This window comes from Sulfitobacter sp. M05, assembly GCF_029285175.1.
GTDB lineage: Bacteria > Pseudomonadota > Alphaproteobacteria > Rhodobacterales > Rhodobacteraceae > Sulfitobacter.
Genome location: NZ_JABEDH010000001.1, coordinates 1,310,574 through 1,335,411, shown reverse-complemented (window position 1 = coordinate 1,335,411; position 24,838 = coordinate 1,310,574). Strand labels below are relative to the sequence as shown.

The 24,838-nt window shown below is 58.8% G+C and carries 21 protein-coding genes; 16 read left to right on the top strand and 5 right to left on the bottom strand.

Features of this window, described 5'->3' with window-relative positions:
* The first annotated feature begins 79 nt into the window (after positions 1-79).
* From ftsW to ftsA, 10 genes are all read left to right on the top strand, one after another.
* Complete coding sequence (gene ftsW / locus HKX44_RS06685; protein WP_276150497.1) at positions 80-1,249, top strand: putative lipid II flippase FtsW; 1,170 nt, start codon at positions 80-82, stop codon at positions 1,247-1,249.
* Positions 1,246-2,346, top strand: coding sequence for a UDP-N-acetylglucosamine--N-acetylmuramyl-(pentapeptide) pyrophosphoryl-undecaprenol N-acetylglucosamine transferase (locus tag HKX44_RS06680; protein WP_276150496.1), 1,101 nt, complete (start codon positions 1,246-1,248; stop codon positions 2,344-2,346). The genes ftsW and HKX44_RS06680 overlap by 4 nt, the downstream gene beginning before the upstream one ends.
* Positions 2,343-3,761 carry a UDP-N-acetylmuramate--L-alanine ligase gene (gene murC / locus HKX44_RS06675; protein ID WP_276150495.1) on the top strand — a complete coding sequence of 473 codons (1,419 nt, stop codon included), beginning with the start codon at positions 2,343-2,345 and terminating at the stop codon, positions 3,759-3,761. The genes HKX44_RS06680 and murC overlap by 4 nt, the downstream gene beginning before the upstream one ends.
* The gene (locus HKX44_RS06670; RefSeq protein WP_346348169.1) at positions 3,715-4,074 is read left to right on the top strand and encodes a DUF2484 family protein; all 360 of its coding nucleotides are present in this window, start codon (positions 3,715-3,717) and stop codon (positions 4,072-4,074) included. Before murC ends, HKX44_RS06670 begins: the two co-directional genes overlap by 47 nt.
* A complete protein-coding gene (locus tag HKX44_RS06665) occupies positions 4,071-4,337 on the top strand; it encodes a DUF2484 family protein (protein ID WP_276150494.1) in 267 nt (88 codons plus the stop codon). Before HKX44_RS06670 ends, HKX44_RS06665 begins: the two co-directional genes overlap by 4 nt.
* The gene (locus tag HKX44_RS06660; protein ID WP_276150493.1) at positions 4,334-4,621 is read left to right on the top strand and encodes a hypothetical protein; all 288 of its coding nucleotides are present in this window, start codon (positions 4,334-4,336) and stop codon (positions 4,619-4,621) included. The genes HKX44_RS06665 and HKX44_RS06660 overlap by 4 nt, the downstream gene beginning before the upstream one ends.
* 6 nt (positions 4,622-4,627) lie before the next feature.
* Positions 4,628-5,581 (top strand): UDP-N-acetylmuramate dehydrogenase, encoded by a 954-nt coding sequence (gene murB, locus HKX44_RS06655; protein WP_276150492.1) that lies wholly within the window; start codon positions 4,628-4,630, stop codon positions 5,579-5,581.
* A gap of 110 nt (positions 5,582-5,691) precedes the next feature.
* Positions 5,692-6,573: a D-alanine--D-alanine ligase gene (locus HKX44_RS06650; RefSeq protein WP_276150491.1), complete on the top strand. Its 882-nt coding sequence runs from the start codon at positions 5,692-5,694 to the stop codon at positions 6,571-6,573.
* Positions 6,561-7,430 carry a cell division protein FtsQ/DivIB gene (locus tag HKX44_RS06645; protein WP_276150490.1) on the top strand — a complete coding sequence of 290 codons (870 nt, stop codon included), beginning with the start codon at positions 6,561-6,563 and terminating at the stop codon, positions 7,428-7,430. The genes HKX44_RS06650 and HKX44_RS06645 overlap by 13 nt, the downstream gene beginning before the upstream one ends.
* Before the next feature lie 39 nt (positions 7,431-7,469).
* Positions 7,470-8,804, top strand: a complete 1,335-nt coding sequence (gene ftsA / locus HKX44_RS06640; protein ID WP_276150489.1) for a cell division protein FtsA — start codon at positions 7,470-7,472, stop codon at positions 8,802-8,804.
* Between the two features lie 159 nt (positions 8,805-8,963).
* Here the strand turns inward: ftsA and HKX44_RS06635 are convergent, their stop codons facing one another.
* Positions 8,964-10,586, bottom strand: a complete 1,623-nt coding sequence (locus tag HKX44_RS06635; protein WP_276150488.1) for a thiamine pyrophosphate-binding protein — start codon at positions 10,584-10,586, stop codon at positions 8,964-8,966.
* A 553-nt stretch (positions 10,587-11,139) separates the two neighbouring features.
* On the opposite strand from HKX44_RS06635, the gene ftsZ reads away from it, so the two are divergent.
* The 6 genes from ftsZ (at position 11,140) to HKX44_RS06605 (ending at position 20,314) form a co-directional block, all read left to right on the top strand.
* A complete protein-coding gene (ftsZ, locus tag HKX44_RS06630) occupies positions 11,140-12,774 on the top strand; it encodes a cell division protein FtsZ (RefSeq protein WP_276150487.1) in 1,635 nt (544 codons plus the stop codon).
* 206 nt (positions 12,775-12,980) lie between these two features.
* On the top strand, positions 12,981-13,904 hold the full coding sequence (gene lpxC / locus HKX44_RS06625; protein ID WP_276150486.1) for a UDP-3-O-acyl-N-acetylglucosamine deacetylase: 924 nt from the start codon (positions 12,981-12,983) through the stop codon (positions 13,902-13,904).
* Between the two features lie 212 nt (positions 13,905-14,116).
* Positions 14,117-14,989: an outer membrane protein assembly factor BamD gene (locus tag HKX44_RS06620; protein WP_276150485.1), complete on the top strand. Its 873-nt coding sequence runs from the start codon at positions 14,117-14,119 to the stop codon at positions 14,987-14,989.
* Between the two features lie 36 nt (positions 14,990-15,025).
* Complete coding sequence (gene recN / locus HKX44_RS06615) at positions 15,026-16,675, top strand: DNA repair protein RecN (protein ID WP_276150484.1); 1,650 nt, start codon at positions 15,026-15,028, stop codon at positions 16,673-16,675.
* Positions 16,676-16,696: 21 nt separating this feature from the next.
* Positions 16,697-18,376, top strand: a complete 1,680-nt coding sequence (locus tag HKX44_RS06610) for a chloride channel protein (protein WP_276150483.1) — start codon at positions 16,697-16,699, stop codon at positions 18,374-18,376.
* A gap of 123 nt (positions 18,377-18,499) precedes the next feature.
* Entirely contained in the window at positions 18,500-20,314 is a 1,815-nt protein-coding gene (locus HKX44_RS06605) for a calcium-binding protein (protein ID WP_276150482.1), read from the top strand.
* Positions 20,315-20,366: 52 nt separating this feature from the next.
* Here the strand turns inward: HKX44_RS06605 and HKX44_RS06600 are convergent, their stop codons facing one another.
* Genes HKX44_RS06600 through HKX44_RS06585 form a run of 4 tightly spaced genes read right to left on the bottom strand, consistent with a single transcriptional unit; the run spans position 20,367 to position 24,835 of the window.
* Positions 20,367-20,711 (bottom strand): DUF427 domain-containing protein, encoded by a 345-nt coding sequence (locus HKX44_RS06600; protein WP_276150481.1) that lies wholly within the window; start codon positions 20,709-20,711, stop codon positions 20,367-20,369.
* A gap of 30 nt (positions 20,712-20,741) precedes the next feature.
* Positions 20,742-22,532, bottom strand: a complete 1,791-nt coding sequence (locus HKX44_RS06595) for an aminopeptidase P family protein (RefSeq protein ID WP_276150480.1) — start codon at positions 22,530-22,532, stop codon at positions 20,742-20,744.
* Between the two features lie 42 nt (positions 22,533-22,574).
* Entirely contained in the window at positions 22,575-24,452 is a 1,878-nt protein-coding gene (gene cobT / locus HKX44_RS06590) for a cobaltochelatase subunit CobT (protein ID WP_276150479.1), read from the bottom strand.
* Entirely contained in the window at positions 24,452-24,835 is a 384-nt protein-coding gene (locus HKX44_RS06585) for a hypothetical protein (protein WP_276150478.1), read from the bottom strand. Before HKX44_RS06585 ends, cobT begins: the two co-directional genes overlap by 1 nt.
* Between the last annotated feature and the right edge of the window lie 3 nt (positions 24,836-24,838).

The window sequence follows — 24,838 nt, the reverse complement described above, 5'->3', positions numbered from 1 at the left end:
TCTGTTTATACTTGTTCGATAGACCCCAAGAATGGGGCTGGCCCTAAGGGGCGTTTGAGGCAGTGTAAGGCAGACAGTCATGACAGCGATGGCGCACGGTACCGTTCGGGTGGTCGACGGCGAACCGATTCTTCCAAAATGGTGGCGAACCGTAGACCGGTGGGCATTGTCCTGCGTGTTGATGTTGTTTGCAGTCGGGCTTTTGCTAGGCTTTGCAGCCTCGGTGCCATTGGCCGAGCGCAATGGGTTTCAGCCGTTTCACTATGTTCAACGGCAAGCGGCCTTTGGCAGTCTGGCGATCGTTGCAATGTTGCTGACCTCGATGATGTCACCGCTTGTTGTGCGACGTCTGGCAATTGTCGGGTTCCTTGTGGCTTTTGTTGCGCTGGCGTTGTTACCGTTTCTGGGAACGGACTTTGGTAAGGGGGCAACCCGGTGGTATTCGCTTGGGTTTGCCTCTGTGCAACCCTCTGAATTCCTCAAGCCCGGATTTGTTGTGGCTTCGGCGTGGATGATGGCGGCGTCTCTTGAGATCAGCGGCCCTCCAGGTAAGGTCTGGTCCTTTGCCCTGTGTATCGCGATTGTGCTGATGCTGGCATTGCAGCCTGATTTTGGGCAGGCCTGTCTGGTTCTGTTTGGCTGGGGCGTGATGTATTTTGTCGCCGGTGCGCCAATGGTGTTGCTGGTGGGAATGGCTGCGATGGTGGTGATTGCCGGCACAGTGGCATATGCCAATTCAGAACATTTTGCCCGGCGCATTGACGGGTTCCTCAGCCCTGATGTCGACCCGACAACGCAGTTGGGTTATGCCACGAATGCCATCCGCGAAGGTGGCCTGTTCGGCGTTGGTGTCGGGGAGGGCGAAGTGAAGTGGTCGCTGCCCGATGCTCATACGGATTTTATCATCGCGGTTGCCGCAGAAGAATATGGTTTGGTTTTGGTGATGTGTATTATTGCGCTTTATACCGGTGTTGTTGTGCGTTCCCTGCTGCGGCTGGTGCGCGAACGTGATCCGTTTATTCGTCTTGCGGGCACCGGGCTTGCCTGCATGTTTGGCGTTCAGGCCATGATCAATATGGGTGTGGCTGTGCGGTTGCTGCCGGCCAAAGGAATGACCCTGCCGTTTGTCAGCTACGGTGGCTCTTCGGTCATTGCCTCGGGCATTGCGGTGGGCATGTTGTTGGCGTTTACCCGCACCCGTCCACAGGGCGAGATTTCGGATATTCTGGGCCGGAGCCGCTTCCGATGAGTGCGCCTTTGTTGATCATTGCTGCGGGCGGCACAGGCGGACATATGTTCCCGGCACAGTCTTTGGCCGAAGTGATGCTGGCGCGCGGTTGGCGGGTGCGCCTGTCCACGGATGCGCGCGGTGCGCGATATGTTGGCGGCTTCCCAGACGCGGTTGAAATTGTGCAAGTCAGCTCGGCCACCTTTGCGCGTGGTGGTCTGGCGGCCAAGGCCATGGTGCCTTTCCGTATATTGGCCGGAACAGTAGGGGCCGCATGGCGCATGTTGCGCGACCGGCCAAGTGTGGTTGTCGGCTTTGGCGGATACCCGTCGATCCCGGCGCTGGGGGCGGCAACAATGCTGCGCCTGCCGCGGATAATACATGAACAAAACGGTGTCTTGGGACGCGTGAACGAACTGTTTGCCAAGCGTGTCGATAGGGTTGCCTGCGGAACATGGCCAACCGAATTACCGGACGGTGTTGAAGGTGTGCATGTGGGCAATCCGGTACGGGCCTCTGTTTTGGAACGGGCAGGCGCGGGGTATATCCCGCCCGGCGATTACCCGATGGAATTGCTGGTGATGGGCGGTTCGCAGGGGGCGCGTATCCTGAGTGAAGTGGTGCCACCCGCGATTGCCGCTCTGCCGATGGAGATGTTGAAAAATATCCGCGTCAGCCATCAGGCCCGTGATGAAGATGGCGAACGGGTGATTGCGTTTTACCGCGACAACGGGATCAACGCCGACGTCCAGCCGTTTTTTGAGGATGTGCCACGCCGCATGTCCGAGGCGCAGTTGGTGATCACCCGCGCTGGCGCGTCAACCGTGGCGGATATGTCGGTGATCGGACGGCCCTCGATCCTCGTGCCGCTGGCGGCTGCGATCCGGGATGAACAAACCGCCAACGGGCGCGGCTTGGTTGATGCCGGTGCCGCTGTCATGTTGACAGAGCAGGAAGCCTCGCCTGATACGCTGACCGAACAAATTCAAACAATCCTCAGCATGCCGGAAATTGCTTTGCAGATGGCCAGCGCCGCCTTGTCGGTGGGCAAGCCAGAAGCGGCCGAAGCGCTGGCGGCATTGGTTGAGGATCTTGCAGATCAAGGAAAAAAGACATGAACGCTGCTGCAACCAAATTGCCCACCGATGTGGGGCCGATCCATTTTGTCGGGATCGGTGGCATCGGCATGTCGGGGATTGCAGAGGTTTTGTTGAACCACGGCTATACCGTGCAAGGGTCGGACCTGAAGGCGACCAAGATCACTGACCGTTTGAAGGGGCTGGGGGCAACGATCTTTGAGGGGCAGCGGGCTGAGAACATCAAAGGTGCCGAAGTCATCGTGATTTCCTCGGCGATCAAACCGGGCAATGCGGAACTGGATGCTGCGCGTCTGGCGGGGCTGCCTATTGTGCGCCGAGCTGAAATGCTGGCCGAGCTGATGCGCCTGAAATCAAACATTGCGGTGGCGGGAACCCATGGCAAGACCACCACCACAACGATGGTGGCGGAACTTCTGGTCGCGGGCGGTATTGACCCCACCGTGGTGAATGGCGGGATTATCCACGCTTACGGCTCAAACGCGCGTATGGGGCAGGGCGAATGGATGGTGGTCGAGGCCGACGAAAGCGACGGCACATTCAACCGCTTGCCCGCAACCATTGCCATCGTGACGAATATCGACCCCGAACATATGGAACATTGGGGCGACTTTGACACCCTGCGCCAGGGCTTCGTTGATTTTGTGTCCAACATTCCGTTTTACGGCTTGGCTGTCTGCTGCACTGATCATGAAGAGGTGCAAAAGCTGGTGGGCAAGATCACCGACCGGCGGGTGCTGACGTATGGGTTTAACGCGCAGGCCGATGTGCGTGCCCGCAACCTGCATTACAAGGCGGGCGTGGCGCATTTCGACATTCATTTTCAGGCCGAGGATGTGGTGATCGAGGACTGTGCCTTGCCGATGCCGGGGGATCATAACGTCTCGAACGCGCTGGCCGCAGTGGCGATCTCCAGACATCTGGGAATGAAGCTTGAGGAAATTCGGGCGGCTTTGGCGGCTTTTGGCGGTGTTAACCGGCGCTTTACGAAAGTGGGTGAAGTTGACGGTGTGACCATCATTGATGATTACGGCCACCATCCGGTCGAAATCGCAGCCGTGCTGAAAGCGGCACGTCAGGCAACCGAGGGGCGTGTCATCGCGGTGCATCAGCCGCACCGGTATTCACGGCTGAGCCATCACTTTGATGAGTTCTGCGCCTGTTTCAATGATGCGGATGTGGTTGGCATTGCCGAAGTCTTTGCCGCCGGTGAAGACCCGATTGCAGGGGCATCGCGCGATGATCTGGTGGCCGGTTTGATCCGTCACGGCCATCGCCATGCCCGCAGCGTTCAGGATCAGGATGATCTGGCGCGGCTGGTACGTGAACAGGCCGGGCCGGGGGATATGGTTGTTTGTCTTGGGGCCGGTACAATAAGTGCATGGGCCAATGAATTGCCGGAAAAGCTGGCGACTTCAAAAGGGGCCGCTGCGTGAGTGTAGAAATGGGCATCGCCGGCGCGCCGGCTGTGATGCCAAGGCATTGGATGGTGACACGATGATGCTGATGTGGATGTGTATCCTTTGGGTGTTTGCGTCGGTGGCGGTGGCGATGCTGCCGATGCGCCGGCAGTATGTCCCGGGTATCGCTCTGTTGCTTGCGGCACCGGTGTTGATTTTCTTTGTTGGCCAGCAACATGGTTGGGTGATGGCGGTGCTGGGGCTGGCGGCCTTTGTGTCAATGTTTCGCAACCCGCTGAAGTTCATTCTCGCCAAGCTGCGTGGACAGAACCCGCAGGTGCCCCAATGAGCCTGTCGCTGACCCTTGCCTGTTGTTGGGCGGTGCTTGCCAATGTTCTGGCGATGACACCAAGCCGCGATAACCATTGGCGCAACGCCTATGTGTTGATTGCTGTCGGCATTCCATTGCTGGGGTTCATCACCGCGCAACATGGGCCTTGGATCGGGTTGCTGGTGCTGGCGGGAGGGTGTTCGATCCTGCGTTGGCCTGTGATCTATCTGGGCCGCTGGGTGCGCAGTAAAATGGGCGGCTCAAAGGACCCCGCTGCATGAACACGCTTCTGGGCACCTTGCTTGGGTTGCTGGCCTTGTGGATGGCCGCCTGTTGTTTCTGTGGTTACAAACGGCGGTTTCTCTGGTTCTTGGTGGTGCTTCTTGGCGGACTGGGGGCGAACCTGTGTTGGATGGTCTTTGGGTTGAATGCGCGGGTTTTGGAAGTGAATGTACTGATTGCGCAGGCCTCGGCAGCGACGTATGCGGTCTGTGCGTTTGCGATTGGCCTGTTTGTGGGTCGCATCCGGCGCAAATGGATAGAAAGCCGTGTTGAAGGATCGTGAAAGCCCATGACAAGCAGCAATATGCCGACACCGCGCGGCAAACTCACAGCGCAGCGTAGCTTAGGTGATCTGACATGGCTGCGTGTCGGCGGGCCTGCGGATTATCTGCTGCAACCGGCCGATCTGGATGATTTGCGCGATTTTTTGCGCGATTTGCCGGATGATGTGGCAGTTTTCCCCATGGGGGTCGGCAGTAATCTGATTGTGCGTGATGGCGGATTACATGCTGTCGTGGTGCGTCTTGGACGCGGGTTCAACAGCATCGAGACCGACGGCAAGCTTGTAATTGCCGGGGCGGCGGCGCTGGACGCTCATGTGGCCCGCAAGGCTGCGGATGCGGGGCTGGACCTGACCTTCCTGCGCACCATTCCCGGCAGTATCGGCGGGGCTGTGCGGATGAATGCAGGCTGTTACGGCAGCTATACGGCGGATTGTTTTGTGTCGGCGCAGGCTGTTTTGCGCGACGGGTCGCTGGTGACCCTTACCGCTGATGATCTTAATTTTCGGTATCGCCAGAGTGACTTGGCCGATGGGGCGATTATCGTTTCGGCGACATTTGCCCCGCCCAAGGGAGATCCGGCAGAGTTGCACACGCGCATGGAAGAGCAATTGCGCAAACGCGACGAAACCCAACCAACCAAAGATCGCAGCGCGGGCAGCACCTTTCGCAATCCGGCAGGCTTCTCATCGACCGGTCAGGCGGACGATGTGCATGACCTGAAAGCCTGGAAGGTCATTGATGATGCGGGTATGCGCGGGGCAACAGTGGGCGGCGCACAGATGTCGCCCAAACACTCGAATTTTCTGATAAATACCGGTGGCGCCAGCGCCGCAGACCTCGAAAACCTCGGTGAAGAGGTGCGAAAAAAGGTTTACGATACCAGCGGGATAAGGCTAGTATGGGAAATCATGCGCATTGGTGAATTTGAAGGCTCTTCCGAGGTTGAACCAGGCGTATAGAACCAAGCCGGAAACCGGCAAAGACAAAGAATAAGGGCCGCAAAAGGTCCGGGTAAAAGGCAGCTAAAGTGGGTAAGTCGAGCAGACGAAACCCGATAGTGGCGGTAATTATGGGTGGCCCCTCGGCTGAGCGCGAGGTGTCGTTAAGCACGGGCAACGCCTGCGCGGCCGCACTGCGGGAACATGGTGGATATGAGGTGATCGAGGTCGATGCGGGCCACGATCTCTGTGCTGTCCTGACAGAAATCAAGCCGGACGTTGTCCTCAATTGCCTGCATGGGCGTTGGGGGGAGGATGGCTGCGTGCAGGGGCTGCTGGAGTGGATGGGCATTCCGTACACCCATTCCGGTGTGCTGGCTTCGGCGCTGGCGATGGACAAGCAGCGCAGCAAAGATGTGTATCGCGCCCACGGTTTGCCAGTTGTCGACAGCGTGATTGCCCCGTCTGCGGATGTGCGGGCAGGGCATGTGATGGCACCGCCCTATGTGGTCAAGCCGAACAACGAAGGGTCCTCTGTCGGGGTTTATCTGGTGCAGGAGGCAGCGAACGGGCCGCCACAGCTGGACGCTGATATGCCCGAGGAGGTGATGGTTGAGGCCTTTGCGCCGGGTCGCGAGATGACAACAACCGTGATGGGCGAGCGCGCCCTGACGGTCACCGATATCATCACAACCGGCTGGTACGACTATGATGCAAAGTACCAAGAGGGCGGTTCAAGCCATATTGTGCCGGCGGACATCCCACAGGAAATTTTTGATCTCTGCATGGAATACGCCCTGACAGCGCACCGCGCTTTGGGGTGTCGCGGTGTCAGCCGGACGGATTTCCGTTGGGACGAAAGCAAGGGCGCTTCTGGGCTTGTGTTGCTGGAAACAAACACCCAACCCGGCATGACAGCCACCTCGCTTAGCCCCGAACAGGCGCAAGCGGTTGGTATTTCCTTTCCGGAATTATGCGCCTGGATGGTGGAGGATGCCACATGTGGCCGTTGACCTTCGAGAAGCGGGCCCAGAAAGCCGATCCCGCGCCCTCACGCTGGGCATGGCGGATGCAGCGCCTGATGCTGACGCCGGGGTTTCGGCTGGCTTTGCGGGCAGGGGTGCCGTTTTGCCTGACCTTGATGGTGGGCACGATCTATCTGGCGGATGACGGTCGGCGCGGGGCCATCGCCCAAGCGGTTGCCGATGCCCGCACCAGCATCGAAGAACGTCCGGAGTTTATGGTCAATCTGATGGCGATTGACGGGGCCGAAGGCACCTTGGCCGCTGAGATACGTGACACCATGCCGCTGGAATTCCCACAAAGTTCGTTTGATCTGGACCTGACAGATTTGCGTCGCGAAATCACTGCGTTGCCGGGGGTGCGTACGGCGAATGTGCGGATCAAGCCCGGAGGTATCCTGCATGTTGACGTGACGCGCCGGGTGCCGGTTGCGGTTTGGCGCAATGACGCCGGGTTGGCGCTGGTTGACGAGGCCGGAGCCCATGTGGCGGAAGTCGCCGCGCGTGCTGCCCATCCCGATCTGCCGTTGATTGCAGGGGACGGGGCGCAAAATCATGTGCCGCAAGCTTTGGAATTGCTGCGCACGGCTGCGGCCCTGCGGGAAAGGGTGCGTGGTGTTGTCCGCATGGGGGATCGGCGGTGGGACGTGGTTCTGGACCGTGGCCAACGTGTCATGTTGCCAGAAGAGCAGCCGCTTCCGGCGCTTGAACGGGTGATCGCGCTTGAACGCGCCCAAGAGGTGCTGACCCGCGATGTGGCAATTGTGGATATGCGGCAGGGTGAACGTCCGACCATAAGGATGAACCCCGACGCAAACGAGGCTTGGTGGCAGGCCAAGACGAAATAATGGTTCGGAAAAGAGCCGGGCAGTGAAGGCAGTGCAATGATGAACGATCTATATGAAAGCCAGCGGTCTATGCGCCACATGCGCAAGCTTGCCATGCAGCGTGGCGTAGTGGCGATTTTGGATGTGGGCAGTTCCAAGATAGCCTGTTTGGTGTTGCGCTTTGATGGCGGTGATACGCTGAACGATGAGGGCACGATCGGATCCCTTGCCGGCCAGTCCGGGTTTCGCGTCATCGGTGCGGCGACAACCCGGTCGCGCGGCGTCAGGTTCGGCGAAATCGAGGCGATGAACGAAACCGAACGGGCCATTCGCACGGCCCTGCAAGCGGCACAGAAAATGGCCGGCATCCGTGTGGATCACGTGATTGCCTGTTTCTCAGGGGCCGAACCACGCTCTTATGGGTTGGATGCTCAGATTGATCTGGATGGCGAAACCGTCAGCGAAGATGATGTTGCGCGGGTGCTGGCGGAATGCGATGTGCCGGAGTACGGCGAAGGCCGCGAGGTGTTGCACGCCCAGCCGGTGAACTTTGCACTGGATCACCGGTCGGGCCTAAGCGACCCGCGGGGCCAGTTGGGGCAGATGTTATCGGTTGATATGCATATGCTGACTGTCGACGCTGCCGCTGTTCAACACCTCGCGCATTGTATCAAACGTTGTGATCTGGAACTGGCGGGCATTGCTTCTTCTGCCTATGCATCGGGTATCTCGGCTTTGGTTGAGGACGAACAGGAGCTTGGCGCGGCCTGTATCGACATGGGCGGCGGTGCCACCGGCGTGTCGATCTTTATCAAGAAACACATGATTTACGCTGACACGGTGCGCATGGGCGGCGATCACGTGACACAGGATATTTCGCTGGGCCTGCAAGTGCCGACGGCGAACGCCGAGCGGATCAAAACCTTTTACGGCGGGGTCCATGCCACCGGTATGGACGACCGCGAGATGATCGAAATCGGGGGCGACACCGGAGACTATGAACACGACCGGCGCACCGCGTCCCGCGCCGAGTTGATTGGCATCATGCGCCCTCGCGTCGAGGAAATTTTGGAAGAGGTACGGGTGCGTCTGGATGCGGCGGGTTTTGATCATCTTCCGAGCCAGCAAATCGTGCTGACCGGTGGCGGCAGTCAGATCCCCGGACTGGACGGTCTGGCCAGCAAGATTTTGGGACAGCAGGTGCGTCTGGGCCGGCCTTTGCGGGTGCATGGGTTGCCACAGGCCGCGACCGGACCCAGCTTTGCCTCTGCGGTTGGTCTGTCCCTGTTTGCCGCCCATCCACAGGATGAATGGTGGGACTTTGACATCCCGGCAGATAAGTACCCTTCGCGGTCACTTAAACGTGCCGTGAAGTGGTTCAAAGACAACTGGTAACGCGGGTTTGCCCGCCCCGAAATGTCACAGGGGCGGGCGGTTGTTTGTCCAGTTGCATTAATGGGCCCCGCCTTTAACCTGAGCCATCAGATGCCGCTTTTCGCGTTCGACCAAAGGGAGGGGCAGCGCACAAGCGATTCATGTTCAAGGCGGGACGCTCTAGATTCTCATACGCGGCACGTCGTTGGGATCAAGGCGCAACTCGATCAGGAAGGGCCCCTTGCGGGTGTGCAGGGCGTCCAATGCCGTCTCAAGCTCTTCGGCGGAATGCACTTCGACCCCGTCACCGCCCAGCGATTTTGCGATGCCGGCAAAAGATGGCCAGTTAAACTCAGTCAGGCTGGGATCCATTTTACGGTCGATGAACTGGATATGTTCCGCGCCATAAGCGGAATCATTCGCCACAATAACGATCAGATCAAGCCCCAGACGCACAGCGGTGTTAAACTCGTTGATGCCCCCCATCATAAAGCCGCCATCCCCGCTGAACAGCACCACAGGACGGTCTGGCGCGGCCAGTCCGGCCCCCACAGCTTCCTGCAAGCCCAGACCGATGGACCCAAAGTTCACCGTGGGGACAAAGCTCTGTGGATCACGGGATGAGATACGGCACCAAACTTCGGTCATGAAACGGCCCCCATCCGTGACCACGACGCGGTCTTGCGGCAGGGCCTCTTCGAGACGCTCCAGCGCATGGACAAAGTTGACAAACCCCGGCCCGGATTTCGCCGGCCCTGTCGGGTGGGTTGTCAGGGTGGCAACATCCAGTTCGCGGGTGAAACCGCTGGCCGGCAAATCCGCCTCGTCCAGCCAGTACAGGATGGTTTCCGCGGTCAACCCGGCATCGGCGACGAGGGCGGCGTCAGGGTGCAGGCCCCCACCAATGGCTTCAGGCTCCACGTCGATCTGGACGATGCGCTTGTCTTTCATCAATTTGCCGCGGTCAGTGGTAAAATCATGCAGCGCGGTGCCAAAGCAAACGATACAATCGGATTTCGCAATCAGATCATAGGCTGCCGGGGTCGACAACGTGCCGAAGATGTCAATGTTATAGGGGTGTTCATTGAACAGCCCTTTCGCCTTGAGCGTGGTCGCAAGCGGCGCTTCCAGTCGGTCGGCCAGCTTGATCAGCTGTTCACGGGCCCCAACCGCGCCAGCACCGGCAAGGATCAGCGGCCGGCGGGCGGACGCAATCATGCCAATGGCATCATCAAGGATATCCCCCTGAGCGACCCCGCCGGGGGCGGTAAAGACACTGAGAACCTGCATGTCGTGGGTGCATTCTTGCAGCATGTAATCGGCTGGCATGTTCAGAACAATCGGGCGGCGCTCTACCTGGGCGCGGTAAAACGCGCGGGCAACGTCCTTGCCGACTGTGGCGGGGGTGCGTAATTGTTCGAACCCGGCACCTGTGGCCTTGGCCAGCTCGCGTTGGTCGATGCCTTGCAAGTGGCGCGGGTTTTCCACGGGCGTGTCGCCGGCCAGCACCACCAGCGGAACATGGCCGCGGGCCGCTTCGGTCAGGGCCGTCATGCAGTTGGTGAGGGCAGGGCCATGGGTCACTGTGGCGACACCAACCTTGCCAGAGACATGCGCATAGGCCAGCGCCATCAGGATAGAGCTGCCCTCGTGGGCGGCTGGAACAAACCGCCCGCCGCTCTCACGAACAAAGCTGTCGACCATGAACAGGTTTGCATCCCCCATCAGCCCGAACATGGTTTGCACCCCGTGTTCATGGGTGGCGCGGGCGATGGATTGATAGACGTATATTTGCTGGCTCATGGGGTCCACTCTTTATGATTGATGCTTATCGTTTATCAGATGGGCCACGCGCGAATGTCGCAATTACTTCACGTGTGAAAGGAATTATGCGGAATCTTCGCGGAGTTGTGTGATTCTGTGCGTGTCATGAGCGCGAATTCCCAAAATTCAGGAAAATCCCGTCAATTGCCATGTACATGCCGTAAAAATTTCCTGTTGTTCCCCCGTGACAAGCATTTTCAGACCCTGTATTAGATGAGGCAACGCCGTGGCCAAGATAAGGCCGATAAAATTCAGGCGGGCGGGTCGAGCAGGACCACGTACAGTTGTATTGAGATGATTGCGTACCTTGTATTTGGTGCGAGATACCTGCTGTCTTGTGGTCGGGTGGTGTTGTACCGCAAGATTTGCGCGAATAGGCGAAATCTTGCGTGAAAACGCTTATTTTATTGCTGTATTTTGTGTCGTTTTCGCGGTTTTTGCGTGACCTTGGTGAATACTGTCGCTAATATTACCTGAATCTACCAAGAAAAGTGCCCGTGGGACGTGGGCTAAATAAACAGGCGGACAGCACATGACACTCAACCTTTCGATGCCCGGTCAAGAAGACCTCAAACCCCGTATCACTGTTTTCGGTGTTGGTGGTGCAGGCGGTAACGCGGTCAACAACATGATCGAAAAAGAGCTGGACGGTGTTGATTTCGTCGTGGCGAACACCGATGCGCAGGCGCTTCAGCAGGCCAAATCTGAAAACCGCGTGCAATTGGGCATCAAGGTTACCGAAGGTCTGGGTGCGGGGGCGCGTGCCTCTGTTGGGGCTGCCGCCGCTGAAGAGTCCATCGAGCAGATTGTGGATCACCTCGCTGGCGCGCATATGTGCTTTATCACTGCCGGTATGGGCGGGGGCACCGGTACAGGTGCCGCGCCAATCATCGCGCAGGCGGCCCGCGAATTGGGTGTGCTGACAGTCGGTGTTGTGACCAAGCCGTTTCAGTTTGAGGGCGCCAAGCGTATGCGTCAGGCTGAGGACGGTGTTGAAGCCCTGCAAAAGGTTGTCGACACACTGATCATTATTCCGAACCAGAACCTGTTCCGTCTGGCAAATGAAAAAACCACCTTTACCGAAGCCTTCAGCCTTGCAGACGATGTGCTGTATCAGGGTGTAAAGGGCGTGACCGATCTGATGGTCCGTCCAGGCCTGATCAACCTCGACTTTGCGGACGTGCGTGCCGTGATGGACGAGATGGGCAAGGCGATGATGGGCACGGGCGAAGCCGAGGGCGAAGATCGCGCCATTCAGGCCGCCGAAAAGGCCATTGCAAACCCGCTGTTGGACGAAATCAGCCTGCGCGGTGCAAAAGGCGTGTTGATCAACATCACCGGTGGCGACGACCTGACCTTGTTCGAACTGGACGAAGCGGCAAACCGCATCCGCGAAGAAGTCGATCCAGAAGCCAACATTATTGTCGGTTCCACCATGGACGACAAATTGGGCGGCATGATGCGGGTTTCCGTTGTGGCCACAGGTATTGATGCAACTGACGTGAATACTGAAATGCCGGTGCCGCGCCGCTCCATGAGCCAGCCCCTGCGTCAGCAGACCCGTGTGGAAGAGGCCGCTGAAGTTGCGCCAGCCGCGACCGTTGCTGCGGTAACGGAAGTCGCAGAAGAGCAGACAACCCTGTTTGAAGACCGCGATGTTCAGCGCGTTGCCGCGCAAGAGCAGGCCGAAGACCTGTTCGAGGACGAAGGGGCTGCGGCGGATGATTTGCCGCCACCTGCCTATCAGCCACAGGTTGCCGCATTCGAACCACGGTTTGAGGATGAACTGGAAGCCGAACCCGAAGCCTATGTCGCACCCCGTGCGCCGGCACCCGGCACCCCATCCCCCGAAGCGCTGGCACGTCTGCGCGCGGCGGCTCAGAAAGCGAACCCTGAGCAGCAGCAACAACAGCAACAGCGTCCGGTAGCAGCCGCACCGGCGGGTGGTCAGGCAGGGGGCGATAAGCCACGGTTTGGCATTAACTCCTTGATCAACCGCATGACTGGTCATGCTGACGGCGAAGCGGCGCCGCGCCCTACACGCCAGCAGCCTCCAGTCCAGCAGCAACAGCCCCGCGTGGCCGCTGCACCGCAGCCCGCGCAAGAGCAGGATCCAGATCAGGAACGGATTGAAATTCCTGCATTCCTGCGCCGTCAGGCGAATTAAACAGCTTGAAATTGTGAAATTGGGGTCGCCTTTGGGCGGCCCTTTTTCGTTTTGTATCAGGGTTTTAAGGTAGGGCAGGCGCGTTTGCGCCCATTTGTTACAGGCATGTTTCAGTCCGTTACAAAGATTGAGTTGAGGATTTGGCCGGTGCAGCCTATCTGCATTAACAACTTAGATATCGATCCATGATCCGAGAGTGAGACGGCGTGCAAACAACCATCAAATCAGCGATCAGTTTTACAGGCAAAGGCCTGCATTCAGGCACCCCGGCAACCGTGACGATCCGTCCGGCGGGGGTGCATCACGGTATCTGGTTTTCGCGCAGCGATGTTTCTGTTGGTGATCGTTTGGTGCCTGCGCGCTGGGATGCGGTGAACCGCTCGCCGCTCTGCACCAAGCTGGAGAATGCTGCGGGTCTTTCCGTGTCCACGGTCGAACATCTGATGGCTGCGCTTGCCGGTTGTGGTATCCATAACGCTCTGATCGACATTGACGGTCCCGAAGTGCCGATTCTCGATGGCTCTGCGATTCCGTTTGTGCGTGGCTTTATGCAACGTGGTATCCGGGTTCTGGCCGCGCCCGTGATGGCATTCGAAGTGTTGCAGACAGTCACTGTGACCGAAGGTGACGCGACGGCGATGCTGGCCCCCTCGGACACGTTGCGGATTGATTTCGAGATTGATTTCACCGATGCAGCGATTGGCAAACAGCAGAAATCGCTGGTGATGAACAATGGTTCTTTTGCCCGCGAGCTTTGTGACAGCCGGACCTTCTGCCGGCAGGCGGATGTGGTGGCGATGCAGGCCAATGGTCTGGCTCTTGGCGGCGATTCTGGTGAAAACGCAGTGGTTTTTGACGGCGATCACGTCGTCAGCCCCGGCGGTCTGCGCCATGCGGACGAGCCTGTGCGTCACAAGATGCTGGACGCACTTGGGGATCTGGCATTGGCCGGCGCGCCACTGTTGGGGCATTATACCGGTACCCGGGCAGGGCATTCCCTGACCAACACCCTGCTGCGCAAGCTGTTCGCGACGCCCGGCGCAGTGCGCATGGTTGAATGTGATGCGGCGATGGTGCAGCGTTTGCCGGGCTATGGCCTGGTTTGGGATGAAATCCCGCAGGTTGCCTGAACCCGCTGACGCGGTGTCGCGGCCCTTGAAACTCCTTATTTCCAGATGTATTTCTTGACCGGTGCTGCCCTTTTAGGGCGTGATCATAATGAATTGTTAATGTCGGTGCCGGTTGTGGTGCAATCGGCATTTTGCATCACAGATTAATGTGCTAGCAAGTGGTCAATAACGGTTGCAAAGACCATGGGTGTGAAGATGCAAGAGGTTCAGGCATGAGCAGGACGAGATCCACCAAGAAGGTGATCGGTGCAATGCTTGTTGCAGCCAGCCTGACAGCCTGTGGTGGCAGCCGAAACGCCGGACTGGTTGGCGGCAGTTTACTCAACCCGCAGGAGATTCCGCTTGAAACCTATTCCGCGGAACAGATTTTTGAACGGGGCGAATACGAGCTGAACCGCAAGCAGGCGGGCGAGGCGGCATTCTATTTCTCCGAAATTGAGCGGCTATATCCCTATTCTGATTGGGCGCGGCGTGCGCTGATCATGCAGGCCTTCTCATATCACCGTGATCAGGATTATCCCAACAGCCGCTCTGCGGCGCAGCGCTTTATAGATTTCTATCCCGACGATGATGATGCTGCCTATGCGCAGTATCTGCTGGCGCTTAGCTATTATGACCAGATTGACGAAGTGGGCCGTGATCAGGGGCTGACTTTCCAGGCGTTGCAGTCTTTGCGGGAAGTGATCGAAAACTACCCCGACAGTGAATATGCCAAATCCTCGATTCTCAAGTTTGATCTGGCGTTTGATCATCTTGCGGGCAAGGAAATGGAAATCGGGCGCTACTACCTGAAACGTGATCATTACACGGCTGCGATCAATCGGTTCCGTGTTGTGGTCGAGGATTTCCAGACAACCACCCATACCGCCGAGGCGCTGCACCGGTTGGTCGAATCCTATCTGTCGCTGGGTCTGACCCAAGAGGCGCAGACGGCAGGGGCCATTCTGGGGCATAATTTCCGGTCTACTGAATGGTATGAAGACAGCTATAAATTGTTGACGGGTCGTGGTCTTGAACCTGCGTTCTTCAAGGACAATTGGCTGGGTGCCGTGTATCGCCAGACGATCAAAGGCGAGTGGTTGTAGGAACGGTGGGTTTCACCCACCCTACGGGAAAAGCACATGCTGCGCGGACTTGATATTTCCGACATGTTGATCATTGACCGGTTGGAGTTAAGCTTTCAATCGGGTCTCAACGTGTTGACCGGCGAAACCGGCGCGGGAAAGTCTATCCTTTTGGATTCGCTGGGTTTTGTTCTGGGCTGGCGCGGCCGTGCCGATCTGGTGCGCCAAGGCGCGGCGCAGGGTGAAGTTACCGCGTGGTTTGATTTGCCAGAGGGGCATCCGGCACATGGCGTATTGCAAGAGGCGGGGTTGCCGGATGGCGACGAGCTGATCCTGCGCCGCATCAACACTGCCGAGGGACGTAAGACGGCCTGGGTCAACGACCGGCGGTGTTCGGGGGATGTATTGCGGGCCCTGTCGGAAACCTTGGTTGAGTTACACGGCCAGCATGATGATCGCGGTCTGTTGAACCAGCGCGGCCATCGCGCAATTCTGGATGACTTTGCCGGCACAGCGACAGCGCGCAGCAAGGTACGCAAGGCGTGGACTGTTTTGGGCGCAGCGCGCAAAGCGGCAGCTGATGCCGCAGCAGAGCGCGAGGCCATCAAGGCCGAAGAAGAATTCCTGCGTCATTCAGTGGCCGAGCTGGACAAGTTGAGCCCGCAAGAAGGTGAAGAGGAGGAATTGGACATTGCCCGTCGCAAGATGCAGGGCGCTGAAAAAATCCGCGCAGATGTGATCAATGCCTATGAGATGATGGGCCAAGGCGGGGCAGAGCGCAATTTGGGCGACGCAATGCGCTGGCTTGATGGGGCCGCAGCCCAGGCTGAAGGGGTATTGGAAGCGCCGATGGCCGCGTTGGGCCGTGCCATGGTCGAGCTGGACGAGGCAATGTCGGGTGTGGCCGGGGCGATGGATCAGATGTCGTTCAATCCGCTGGAGCTGGAAGAAACCGAAGAGCGCTTGTTCGCGATCCGCGCCATGGCGCGCAAACATGATGTTCAGGCGGATGAACTGGCCGGTTTTGCCACAACCCTGCGCCGCAAGCTTGAGGCGCTGGACGCGGGCGAGGCTGCCAAGGCGGGGTTTGATCAGGCGGTGCGCGCGGCGCAATCCGCCTATGATGACGCCGCCACCGCCCTGACAAATGCGCGGCGCAAAGCGGCAGGCAAGCTGGACAAGGCGGTGTCGGCAGAGCTGGCCCCGTTGAAGATGGAACGGGCGGTCTTTGAGACGCAGATCACGGATGAACCGGATGGGCCGGACGGGCGTGACGCGGTCAGCTTTACCGTGGCGACCAATCCGGGCGCGCCTGCCGGTCCACTGGGCAAGATTGCCTCGGGCGGCGAATTAAGCCGGTTCCTGCTGGCCTTGAAGGTTTGCCTGACACGAAACCAGACCGGTTTGACGATGATATTTGACGAAATCGACCGCGGTGTCGGCGGGGCAACCGCAGATGCCGTCGGGCGGCGTTTGTCGGCGCTGGCGCAGGATGGTCAGGTCCTGGTCGTCACCCATAGCCCGCAGGTGGCGGCCCTTGGGGCACATCACTGGCGGGTGGAAAAGGCGGTGAGCAAAGGGGTAACCACATCGAATGTGGTGCCACTGTCCGCGCCCGAACGGGTGGACGAGGTGGCACGGATGCTGGCCGGTGATACGATCACCGATGCGGCCCGCGCGGCGGCAGAGGCTTTGCTGGCTGGCTGATGGCACAGGGGCGGGCATAAGATGAGCAAGCCCGCCTTTATTGCGCAGCAACTCGGCATGGCCGCGACCTCCCTAAAATCGGGGTGGCATGTGATCCGCCATCGGGGGCCGGGCAAGATCACATTCTGGTTTATTGCTCTGCTGATCGGTATCGCTGCGGGCTTTGCGGCGTTGTTGTTCCGCAAAAGCATTAACGGCTTGCAGGCGGCGCTATATGGCACTGACGAAGTTGAAAAACTCCATACATTTATCAGCGGGCTGGAATGGTATTGGGTCATATTGATCCCTACGGTCGGCGGTTTGGTGGTGGGGCTGATCCTGCACCACTTTACCAATGATGCGCGGGCGCGCTCGGTTGGGGATGTTATTCTAGGTGCTGCGATGCACGACGGGCGGGTCGAAACCAAAGCGGGTGTTGCATCGGCCTTTGCCTCATTGATCACCCTTTCTACCGGTGGATCATCGGGGCGCGAAGGGCCGGTTGTGCATATCGTCGGTGTGATTTCGACTTGGGTCAGTGACAAGATCAATGCGGATGGCATCACTGGCAGGGATTTGCTGGGATGTGCTGTTGCGGCGGGGGTTTCGGCCTCTTTCAACGCGCCGATCGCGGGGGCTTTGTTCGCGCTTGAAGTGGTGTTGCGGCATTTTGCGGTACATGCTTTTGCGCCGATTGTCATCGCCTCTGTTGCGGGCACTGTGATCAACCGGATCGAGTTCGGCGGTGTGACCGAATTTGTCCTGCCGACCTATGGAGATTTGCAATTCTATGTGGAATTGCCCGCCTTTTTGCTGCTGGGCCTGACCTGTGGTCTGGTTGCCGTGGCGTTGATGCGCAGTATTTTCTGGGCAGAAGAGCTGGGCAATGCGGTGCAAACCCGTACCGGCTGGCCGCGGTGGCTGCGTCCGACCGTGGCAGGGGCAATGCTGGGCGTGCTTGCCCTGTGGTTCCCGCATATCATCGGGGTCGGGTATGAAACCATGTCTCTGGCCCTGACCGGAGAGTTGATGCTGCACGAGGTGATCGTCTTTGCCATTCTCAAGGTGACGGCGGTGGCCATCACTTTGGGCGGGCGTATGGGAGGCGGGGTGTTTTCGCCCTCTCTGATGATCGGCGCGTTGACGGGACTGGGGTTTGGACTGATCGCAACCGGTGTGTTTCCCGATGTCTCGGGCTCTTCGTCGCTATATGCGCTGGCGGGTATGGGGGCGGTGGCTGCCGCCGTGCTGGGGGCACCGATTTCGACCACACTGATTGTGTTTGAAATGACCGGGGATTGGCAAACTGGATTGGCTGTGATGGTGGCAGTCAGCATGTCCACAGCACTGGCAAGCCGTATTGTGGACCGTAGTTTCTTCCTCACCCAGATCGAACGGCGCGGCATCCACCTTGCCGCTGGACCGCAGGCCTATCTGCTGGCGATGTTCATGGTGGCGCGGATCATGCGCCGGCCAGATGACCCCAAGGCCGCAGACGAGGCGGAATGCTGGGCGTTGATCGATGCGGGCACCTATATTGATGGGGCCGCGACCCTAGAGGCGGCGATGCCGATGTTTGAAACCAGCGGTGCGCGGTTCATTCCGGTGGTGACCCTGTCTGTGAACGCCCCGCCACAGCTGTTGGGGGCGGTCTTTCATGTGGATGCGCTGAAGGCTTACAACCGCGCTTTGGCGGCGACAGCAGCTGAAGAACATTCTTAATTTATAGTTAAGTATTTCAGAGCATTGTGCAGCATGCCGCCGCCCTCGGGTTTGGCTGGCTGTGCAGCCTCCGTGTTTTGGCGGGCTGTTTTTCGTTAATTCAATTTCGGGAGCCGCGCTGCCATGCTCGCCTATATTCTATTGCCAATGATCGGTCTTGGACTTTTTGCGTCTTTTGTTGGGACGGATGAAGAAGAGGACAATGACAATGACGCCTCCGTGGTGACGCCGCCACAATCGAACCCTGATCCGGTTGAAGGCAGCACAGGGAATGATTTCATGGTCGGCACAGGCGGGAACGATCTGATCAGCGGGCTGGACGGTAACGACGCGCTGCACGGGTCCGCCGGTACAGATACCTTGATTGGCGGCGGCGGGGATGACCTTGTGATTGGTGGTCAGGGTGACGACCTGCTGTTGGGGCGCACCGGTGCGGATACGCTTTGGGGGCGGGATGGCGATGACCGGCTGAATGGCAGTTTTGGCGATGACATTATGCGCGGTGACGATGGGGACGACGTGCTGCGTGGTGGCAAGGGGGATGATGTGTTGCTGGGCGGGGCGGGCGATGACGCGCTGATCGGCAATTTGGGGGATGACCTGATCGAGACGGGAAATGGGGCGGACACGGTCTTTGGCGGGTCCGGCGATGATCTGATTACCGGCTTCCGCTTGCCGGTGGCAGAGGGGTTTGCCGCGGGTGAGGATGATCTGTTGCCAGACGAGTTGAACGGCGGCAGCGGTGATGACACCATTACCGGCAATGACGGCGATACCGTTTCCGGTGGAACAGGTGAGGATTTGTTCCGCACCATCGGTTTTGACCAGCGAGAGGGCGGTGGGATCACCGTCACCGATTTCGACCCGGCTGAGGATATGCTGCTCTTGGCGGTCAGCGCCGGCTCCGAATTGTCGATTGAGGCCGGCAGCGACCGGATTTCGGTGGCTCAGGCGGCCAATGGTGAAGACAGTAATGTATCGCTGGACGGGCGATTGGTTGCGGTGCTGCGCGATACGGATGCGGTGGTGCTGGCGGCCGATCTGTCCTGGCTTGGCAATGTCGCAGAGGCCCCGCTGCCTGCGCCACTTCAAGGGACGTCAGGGGATGACACACTTACCGGATCCGGCGCGGCAGATGACATGCGCGGCGATGCAGGAGACGATGAAATGCGGGGGGGCGGGGCTGATGACACGCTCAGCGGCGGCAGCGGTGATGATTTCCTGATCGGGGGGGCAGGGGATGATGCCCTTGGCGGCGAAACCGGCGCAGATACACTTTGGGGAATGAGCGGCGATGATGTGATGGACGGGGGCGACGACAATGACGTCATAAATGGCGATGCCGGTGATGATTTCATCAATGGCGGTCGCGGCAATGATGCGCTGCGCGGCGGGGCCGGTGACGACAGCGTAAATGGGGGCGCTGCGGATGATGTGATTCTTGCCGGCACAGGCGCCGATCTGATCAATGGTAATGACGGTGACGACCAGATCATAGGATTTCAGGAGCTGACTTTATCAACGGACTATGCTGGGCTTGATGATGGGGCGGCCGACACGTTGAACGGCGGCACCGGCAACGACACCATCACAGCCAATGATGGCGATCTGGTCAACGGTGGCGCAGGGGCTGATTTGATCCGCGCTCTGGGCACAGGACAAATTGATCAGGACACGGTGATCGTTACCGATTTTGATCCCGCCGAGGATGTTCTGATGCTGGTCGGCGTGGACGGCGAGAATGCGGTTATATCCGACGGTGAAAACCTCTTGGTGCGCTCGACGCTGGACGGGACAAGCGCGGAAGTGCTGTATCGCGGTAATGTGGTTGCGCTGTTGATTGGCACCCCGACAGAGGGGCTTGAGCTGACGCAGCCGTGGTTTGGCAATTCATTTGAATTGCCGTCTGTTGTTGGCCCGACTGCGGTCGCTGCTTAGGGATCACTGCGCACCGGATAGGCTGATCCATCCGGGCGCAGTTTCACCAGCGTTAAAGTTGCTCTACGGCGATTTCATCCATGTCGTAGAACGCCAGATAGCCTTTGATTTCCGCCATTGAATCCAGCGGATCTTCATAAGACCAGACGGCATCCTTCAACGTCCGGCTTTTGGTGACAACAGAGTAATAGCTGGCGTCGCCCTTATGTGGGCAGTGGCTTGTCTTGTCGCTGCTGTCCAGAAAGGCCAGGGCAATGTCATCGCGGGGAAAATAGATCACCGGTGCGCGGTCGCCTTCGGTCAGCGCAAGCGCCGCGTCGGTTTCCCCCAGAACCGCACCGCCAGCGCGCACTGTCCAAGACCCGGATGCCTTGGTAATCTTGATTTCATTGCTCATTCGTTTCCCCTCAAACTATCGTGGCGCACGTCAAAGTGGTGCAGTTGCCGCATCCAACCATAGTTTTGTAACAGGTGATACCCGTGGTCCGATTTTTTCAGCCACCTGCGCATGATAGCTGTTCAACCAGTCCCGCGCGTCGGCATCCAGCAGGGACAGATCAATCAGCCGCCGGTCAATGGGCGCAAACGACAGGGTCTCCCAATGCAGCATCGCGCGGTGGTCATCGCCGCCCGCAAGCGCAGGGGCTGGACGCACCACCAGCAGGTTTTCAATGCGGATGCCAAAGGCCCCTTCGCGGTAATACCCCGGTTCGTTACTCAGGATCATCCCCGACTGCAGGGGCAACTGGCTGACACGGCTCAGCCGTTGCGGTCCTTCGTGAACACTTAGATAGGCACCCACACCATGGCCCAGACCATGATCAAAATCCTGCCCGGCAAGCCAGAGCGGCATACGCCCGATGGCTTCGATATGACAGCCGGCAAGCCCCACGGGCCAGCGCAGACGGCTCATCGCGATCATCCCGGCCAGCACCCGGGTAAAGGCAGCGCAGGCCTCGGCAGGGGGCGTACCTATGGCCACGGTCCGGGTAATGTCGGTGGTCCCGTCAAGGTACTGGCCACCTGAATCCAGCACAATCAACTGACCATCTTCTAATGTCGCATCGGTTTCTTCGGTCACGCGATAGTGCATGATTGCCCCATTTGGGCCAGTGCCTGCGATGGTTTCGAAACTGATGTCCTGCAAGGCGTTGTCTTTGCGCCGCGCCGCTTCCAGCTGGCGCACTACCTGCGTTTCCGTGACACTGCCCGTGGGCTGGGCGTCAAGCCAGGCCAGCAATTCGCACAGGGCCGCCCCGTCGCGCAAATGGGCCCGCGCCGATCCTTGTATTTCTGCATCGTTCTTGCAGGCTTTAGGCAAGGCGCAGGGATCTGGCCCCCATACTGCAGCTTCGCCCAAACTGTCGGCAACACGCACCGGCACGGAGTGCTTGTCCAGCCGCACCGGCCCGTCCAGCGTGGCCAACCTGTCAATAAACACCTCCGGCGCATGGCAACGGACCTGTGGCCCCAGATGATCCTGCAAGCCCTCCAGCTTGCTTGCTGCCATGAACAAGTCAATGCTGGCATCGTCGTGCAATATCGCAAACCCATGTGCCACCGGATTGCGCGGGATGTCGGCACCGCGAATGTTCAACAGCCAGTTGTGACTGTCGGGCAGGGTGATTACGGCAGCCTTTTGTCCGGCACTTTTTAGCGTCTGTGCCAGCCGTTCCCGCTTGTCCGTATGGGGTTCACCGGCAAATTCAACCGGATGGACCTTGGCCGGAAACATTGGCGGTGCCGGCTGATCCTGCCAAATGCGATCGACAAGGTTGCTACAGGCGCGCAAGGCAATGCCCGTCCCCTTCAGGGTGTCTTTGGTCTGGGCAATCTGGTCCGGCGTATGCAACCAGGCATCAAACCCGATGGTGCCCCCATGCGGCAAACGGTCCTTCAACCAATCAGCCAAGGATACTTCAGGCCATGGTACGGGGGTATACTCCGCCGCCACCTGCGCCTTGACCTGTGTGCGATAGCGCCCGTCGATGAACACGCCGGCCACATCGCGCAAAGCACAGCAAAAACCGGCAGATCCGGTGAACCCTGTCAGCCATGCAAGCCGGTCATCATGGGCGGCGACATATTCTCCCTGATGGGCATCAGCGCGGGGCACCAAAAAACCGTCCAGCCCCTCAACATCCAGTTCAGCGCGCAGCGCCAGCAAACGGGGCGGCCCCTGTTCCGGCCTCGCAGTTACCTCGAAACTCTGGAACATCCGTCCCCCCTTCATCTTGCTTTTAAACTCAATCCCACGGGATCAACCGGCGCGACGCATACCCATAACGCGCGCACGTGCCCGCGGATCACTGTCAAACAACGCCGCCAGTTGCTCTGTCATTGCACCGGCCAACTGGTCCACATCGGTGATCGTCACCGCGCGATCATAATACCGCGTCACATCATGTCCGATGCCAATCGCCAGCAATTCAACCGCCTTGCGTTTCTCAACCATGGCAATCACATCGCGCAGGTGTTTTTCCAGATAATTCGCCGGGTTCACCGACAGGGTGGAATCATCCACTGGTGCCCCGTCCGAAATCACCATCAGGATTTTGCGGGCCTCGTGGCGCGCCATCATCCGGCGGTGCGCCCATTCCAATGCCTCTCCGTCGATGTTTTCCTTAAGCAGACCCTCTTTCATCATCAGGCCCAGATTGTCACGGGTCCGTCGCCAGGGGGCATCGGCAGATTTATAGATGATGTGGCGCAGGTCGTTCAAACGACCGGGCTGCACGGGGCGGCCATCGTTTAGCCATGCCTCGCGGGCTTGGCCACCTTTCCACGCACGGGTGGTAAAGCCAAGGATTTCCACCTTGACGTTGCAGCGTTCTAAGGTGCGCGCCAGAACATCGGCACAGATCGCCGCAATCGAGATCGGACGCCCCCGCATGGAGCCAGAGTTGTCCAGTAGCAACGTCACACAGGTATCGCGGAATTCAGTGTCTTTTTCCTGTTTGAACGACAGCGGCGTGGTTGGGTTTGCCACAACGCGGGCAAGTCGTCCGGCATCCAGCGTGCCTTCCTCCAGATCGAACTCCCAAGAGCGGTTCTGCTGTGCCTGCAAACGCCGTTGCAGCTTGTTGGCAAGGCGCGAAACCGCTCCTTTTAATGGCTCAAGCTGTTGATCCAGATAGGCGCGCAGGCGTTCCAGCTCTACCGCATCGGCAAGATCTTCGGCCCCGATCACCTCGTCATGGGTGTCGAGATAGACCAGATAATTCGGGTCGGCGTCGGAAACCGGTTGCGGGGCGGGGGGCTCCATCGGGGCGTCGCCCTCGGGCATTTCGGCTTCTTCACCCAATTCCTGATCGGCCATGTCGTCCATCGAGACCTGCGCCTCGGAACTGTCTTGCTGCTCTTCCTGCGACTGCTCGGCGCTGCCTTCCGCCTCTTCGTCGTCCTGATCATCCTGACCGCTGCTGTCGGGATCCTGTTCCTCTTCTGCGCCTTCTTCGGCCTCGTCCTCGTTGTCCTCGTCCAGCATGTCAGGGTCATCGCCCAGCTGATCGGCATAGCCCAGATCACTGATCATCTTGCGGGCGAATTTGGCGAATTCCGATTGATCTTCCAGAATGTCGTTCAGGTTCTCAAGCGTGCCGCCGGCCTGCTCTTCGATGAAGCCGCGCCACAATTCCATGGCGTTTTCCGCCCCGGCAGGCAGGTCGCGTCCCGTGGCCAGATGGCGCACAAGGTATCCGGCAGCTGTGGCCAAGGGCACATCGCTGGCCTGTTTGGCTTGATCATAGCCTTTGCGCAGGGCCTCGTGTTTGATTTTGACATCAATGTTGCCAGCGGTGCCGGGCATGTCGCGGGCACCCATGGCCTCGCAACGGGCGGTTTCCATCGCCTCGTAAAGGTCCCGCGCCATATCGCCTTGCGGGGCATATTTCGCATGAGTCTGGCCGTTGTGATAGCGCCGGTTCAAGGCCAGCGCATCCGCCGTGCCCCGTGCCAGCAACACTTCTTCGCGGGTCATGCGGCGGGACACCTGCGGCAGGCGCATGGTTTCGCCGGTCAGGCCGGAAGGGTCGACCGAATAGGTGACGTTCAACTCGGGATCATTGGCCATAACCTTGGAGGCTTCGGCCAACGCCTTTTTGAACGCATCTGCGGGGTTGTCGGTTGGTTTTGACATCAGTCTTTCTTCCCTATTCGGTTCCACGCAGGCTTTAGTAAGGAGATCAGCCTAACTTCTGTTTCCTCGGCAAGCTGGGCGGTTTCTATCTCGAACCAAGCCATTGATACATTTTTCAATATGAAAGCAGTACGTTCCGACTTTTCAGGAAACCGCTGAATAAATTGCCTATGGGTCGTATGCCTTTCGTCGCCGCCAACATAGTTGCGCTTTCTATTTCTCAGGCCCTTTTTCCCACGCGCAACACCAACGTAAACCCTCTGGCTTTCAAAAAAAAGCGCGTAAACACCGGATGAATACGGCGGTTTAGCGACCTCTAACAACTTTGCTTTTTCTAGCGTTAGCTCGATGTTTGAAATTTTCCGAATTTCCTCGAAATCCAAGGA

Excerpts from the sequence above, each read along its gene's own strand:
- ftsW (WP_276150497.1), top strand. The coding sequence starts at position 80 with ATGACAGCGATGGCGCACGGTACCGTTCGGGTGGTCGACGGCGAACCG.
- HKX44_RS06680 (WP_276150496.1), top strand. The coding sequence starts at position 1,246 with ATGAGTGCGCCTTTGTTGATCATTGCTGCGGGCGGCACAGGCGGACAT.
- murC (WP_276150495.1), top strand. The coding sequence starts at position 2,343 with ATGAACGCTGCTGCAACCAAATTGCCCACCGATGTGGGGCCGATCCAT.
- HKX44_RS06670 (WP_346348169.1), top strand. The coding sequence starts at position 3,715 with ATGAATTGCCGGAAAAGCTGGCGACTTCAAAAGGGGCCGCTGCGTGAG.
- HKX44_RS06665 (WP_276150494.1), top strand. The coding sequence starts at position 4,071 with ATGAGCCTGTCGCTGACCCTTGCCTGTTGTTGGGCGGTGCTTGCCAAT.
- HKX44_RS06660 (WP_276150493.1), top strand. The coding sequence starts at position 4,334 with ATGAACACGCTTCTGGGCACCTTGCTTGGGTTGCTGGCCTTGTGGATG.
- murB (WP_276150492.1), top strand. The coding sequence starts at position 4,628 with ATGACAAGCAGCAATATGCCGACACCGCGCGGCAAACTCACAGCGCAG.
- HKX44_RS06650 (WP_276150491.1), top strand. The coding sequence starts at position 5,692 with ATGGGTGGCCCCTCGGCTGAGCGCGAGGTGTCGTTAAGCACGGGCAAC.
- HKX44_RS06645 (WP_276150490.1), top strand. The coding sequence starts at position 6,561 with ATGTGGCCGTTGACCTTCGAGAAGCGGGCCCAGAAAGCCGATCCCGCG.
- ftsA (WP_276150489.1), top strand. The coding sequence starts at position 7,470 with ATGAACGATCTATATGAAAGCCAGCGGTCTATGCGCCACATGCGCAAG.
- HKX44_RS06635 (WP_276150488.1), bottom strand. The coding sequence starts at position 10,586 with ATGAGCCAGCAAATATACGTCTATCAATCCATCGCCCGCGCCACCCAT.
- ftsZ (WP_276150487.1), top strand. The coding sequence starts at position 11,140 with ATGACACTCAACCTTTCGATGCCCGGTCAAGAAGACCTCAAACCCCGT.
- HKX44_RS06620 (WP_276150485.1), top strand. The coding sequence starts at position 14,117 with ATGAGCAGGACGAGATCCACCAAGAAGGTGATCGGTGCAATGCTTGTT.
- recN (WP_276150484.1), top strand. The coding sequence starts at position 15,026 with ATGCTGCGCGGACTTGATATTTCCGACATGTTGATCATTGACCGGTTG.
- HKX44_RS06610 (WP_276150483.1), top strand. The coding sequence starts at position 16,697 with ATGAGCAAGCCCGCCTTTATTGCGCAGCAACTCGGCATGGCCGCGACC.
- HKX44_RS06605 (WP_276150482.1), top strand. The coding sequence starts at position 18,500 with ATGCTCGCCTATATTCTATTGCCAATGATCGGTCTTGGACTTTTTGCG.
- HKX44_RS06600 (WP_276150481.1), bottom strand. The coding sequence starts at position 20,711 with ATGAGCAATGAAATCAAGATTACCAAGGCATCCGGGTCTTGGACAGTG.
- HKX44_RS06595 (WP_276150480.1), bottom strand. The coding sequence starts at position 22,532 with ATGTTCCAGAGTTTCGAGGTAACTGCGAGGCCGGAACAGGGGCCGCCC.
- cobT (WP_276150479.1), bottom strand. The coding sequence starts at position 24,452 with ATGTCAAAACCAACCGACAACCCCGCAGATGCGTTCAAAAAGGCGTTG.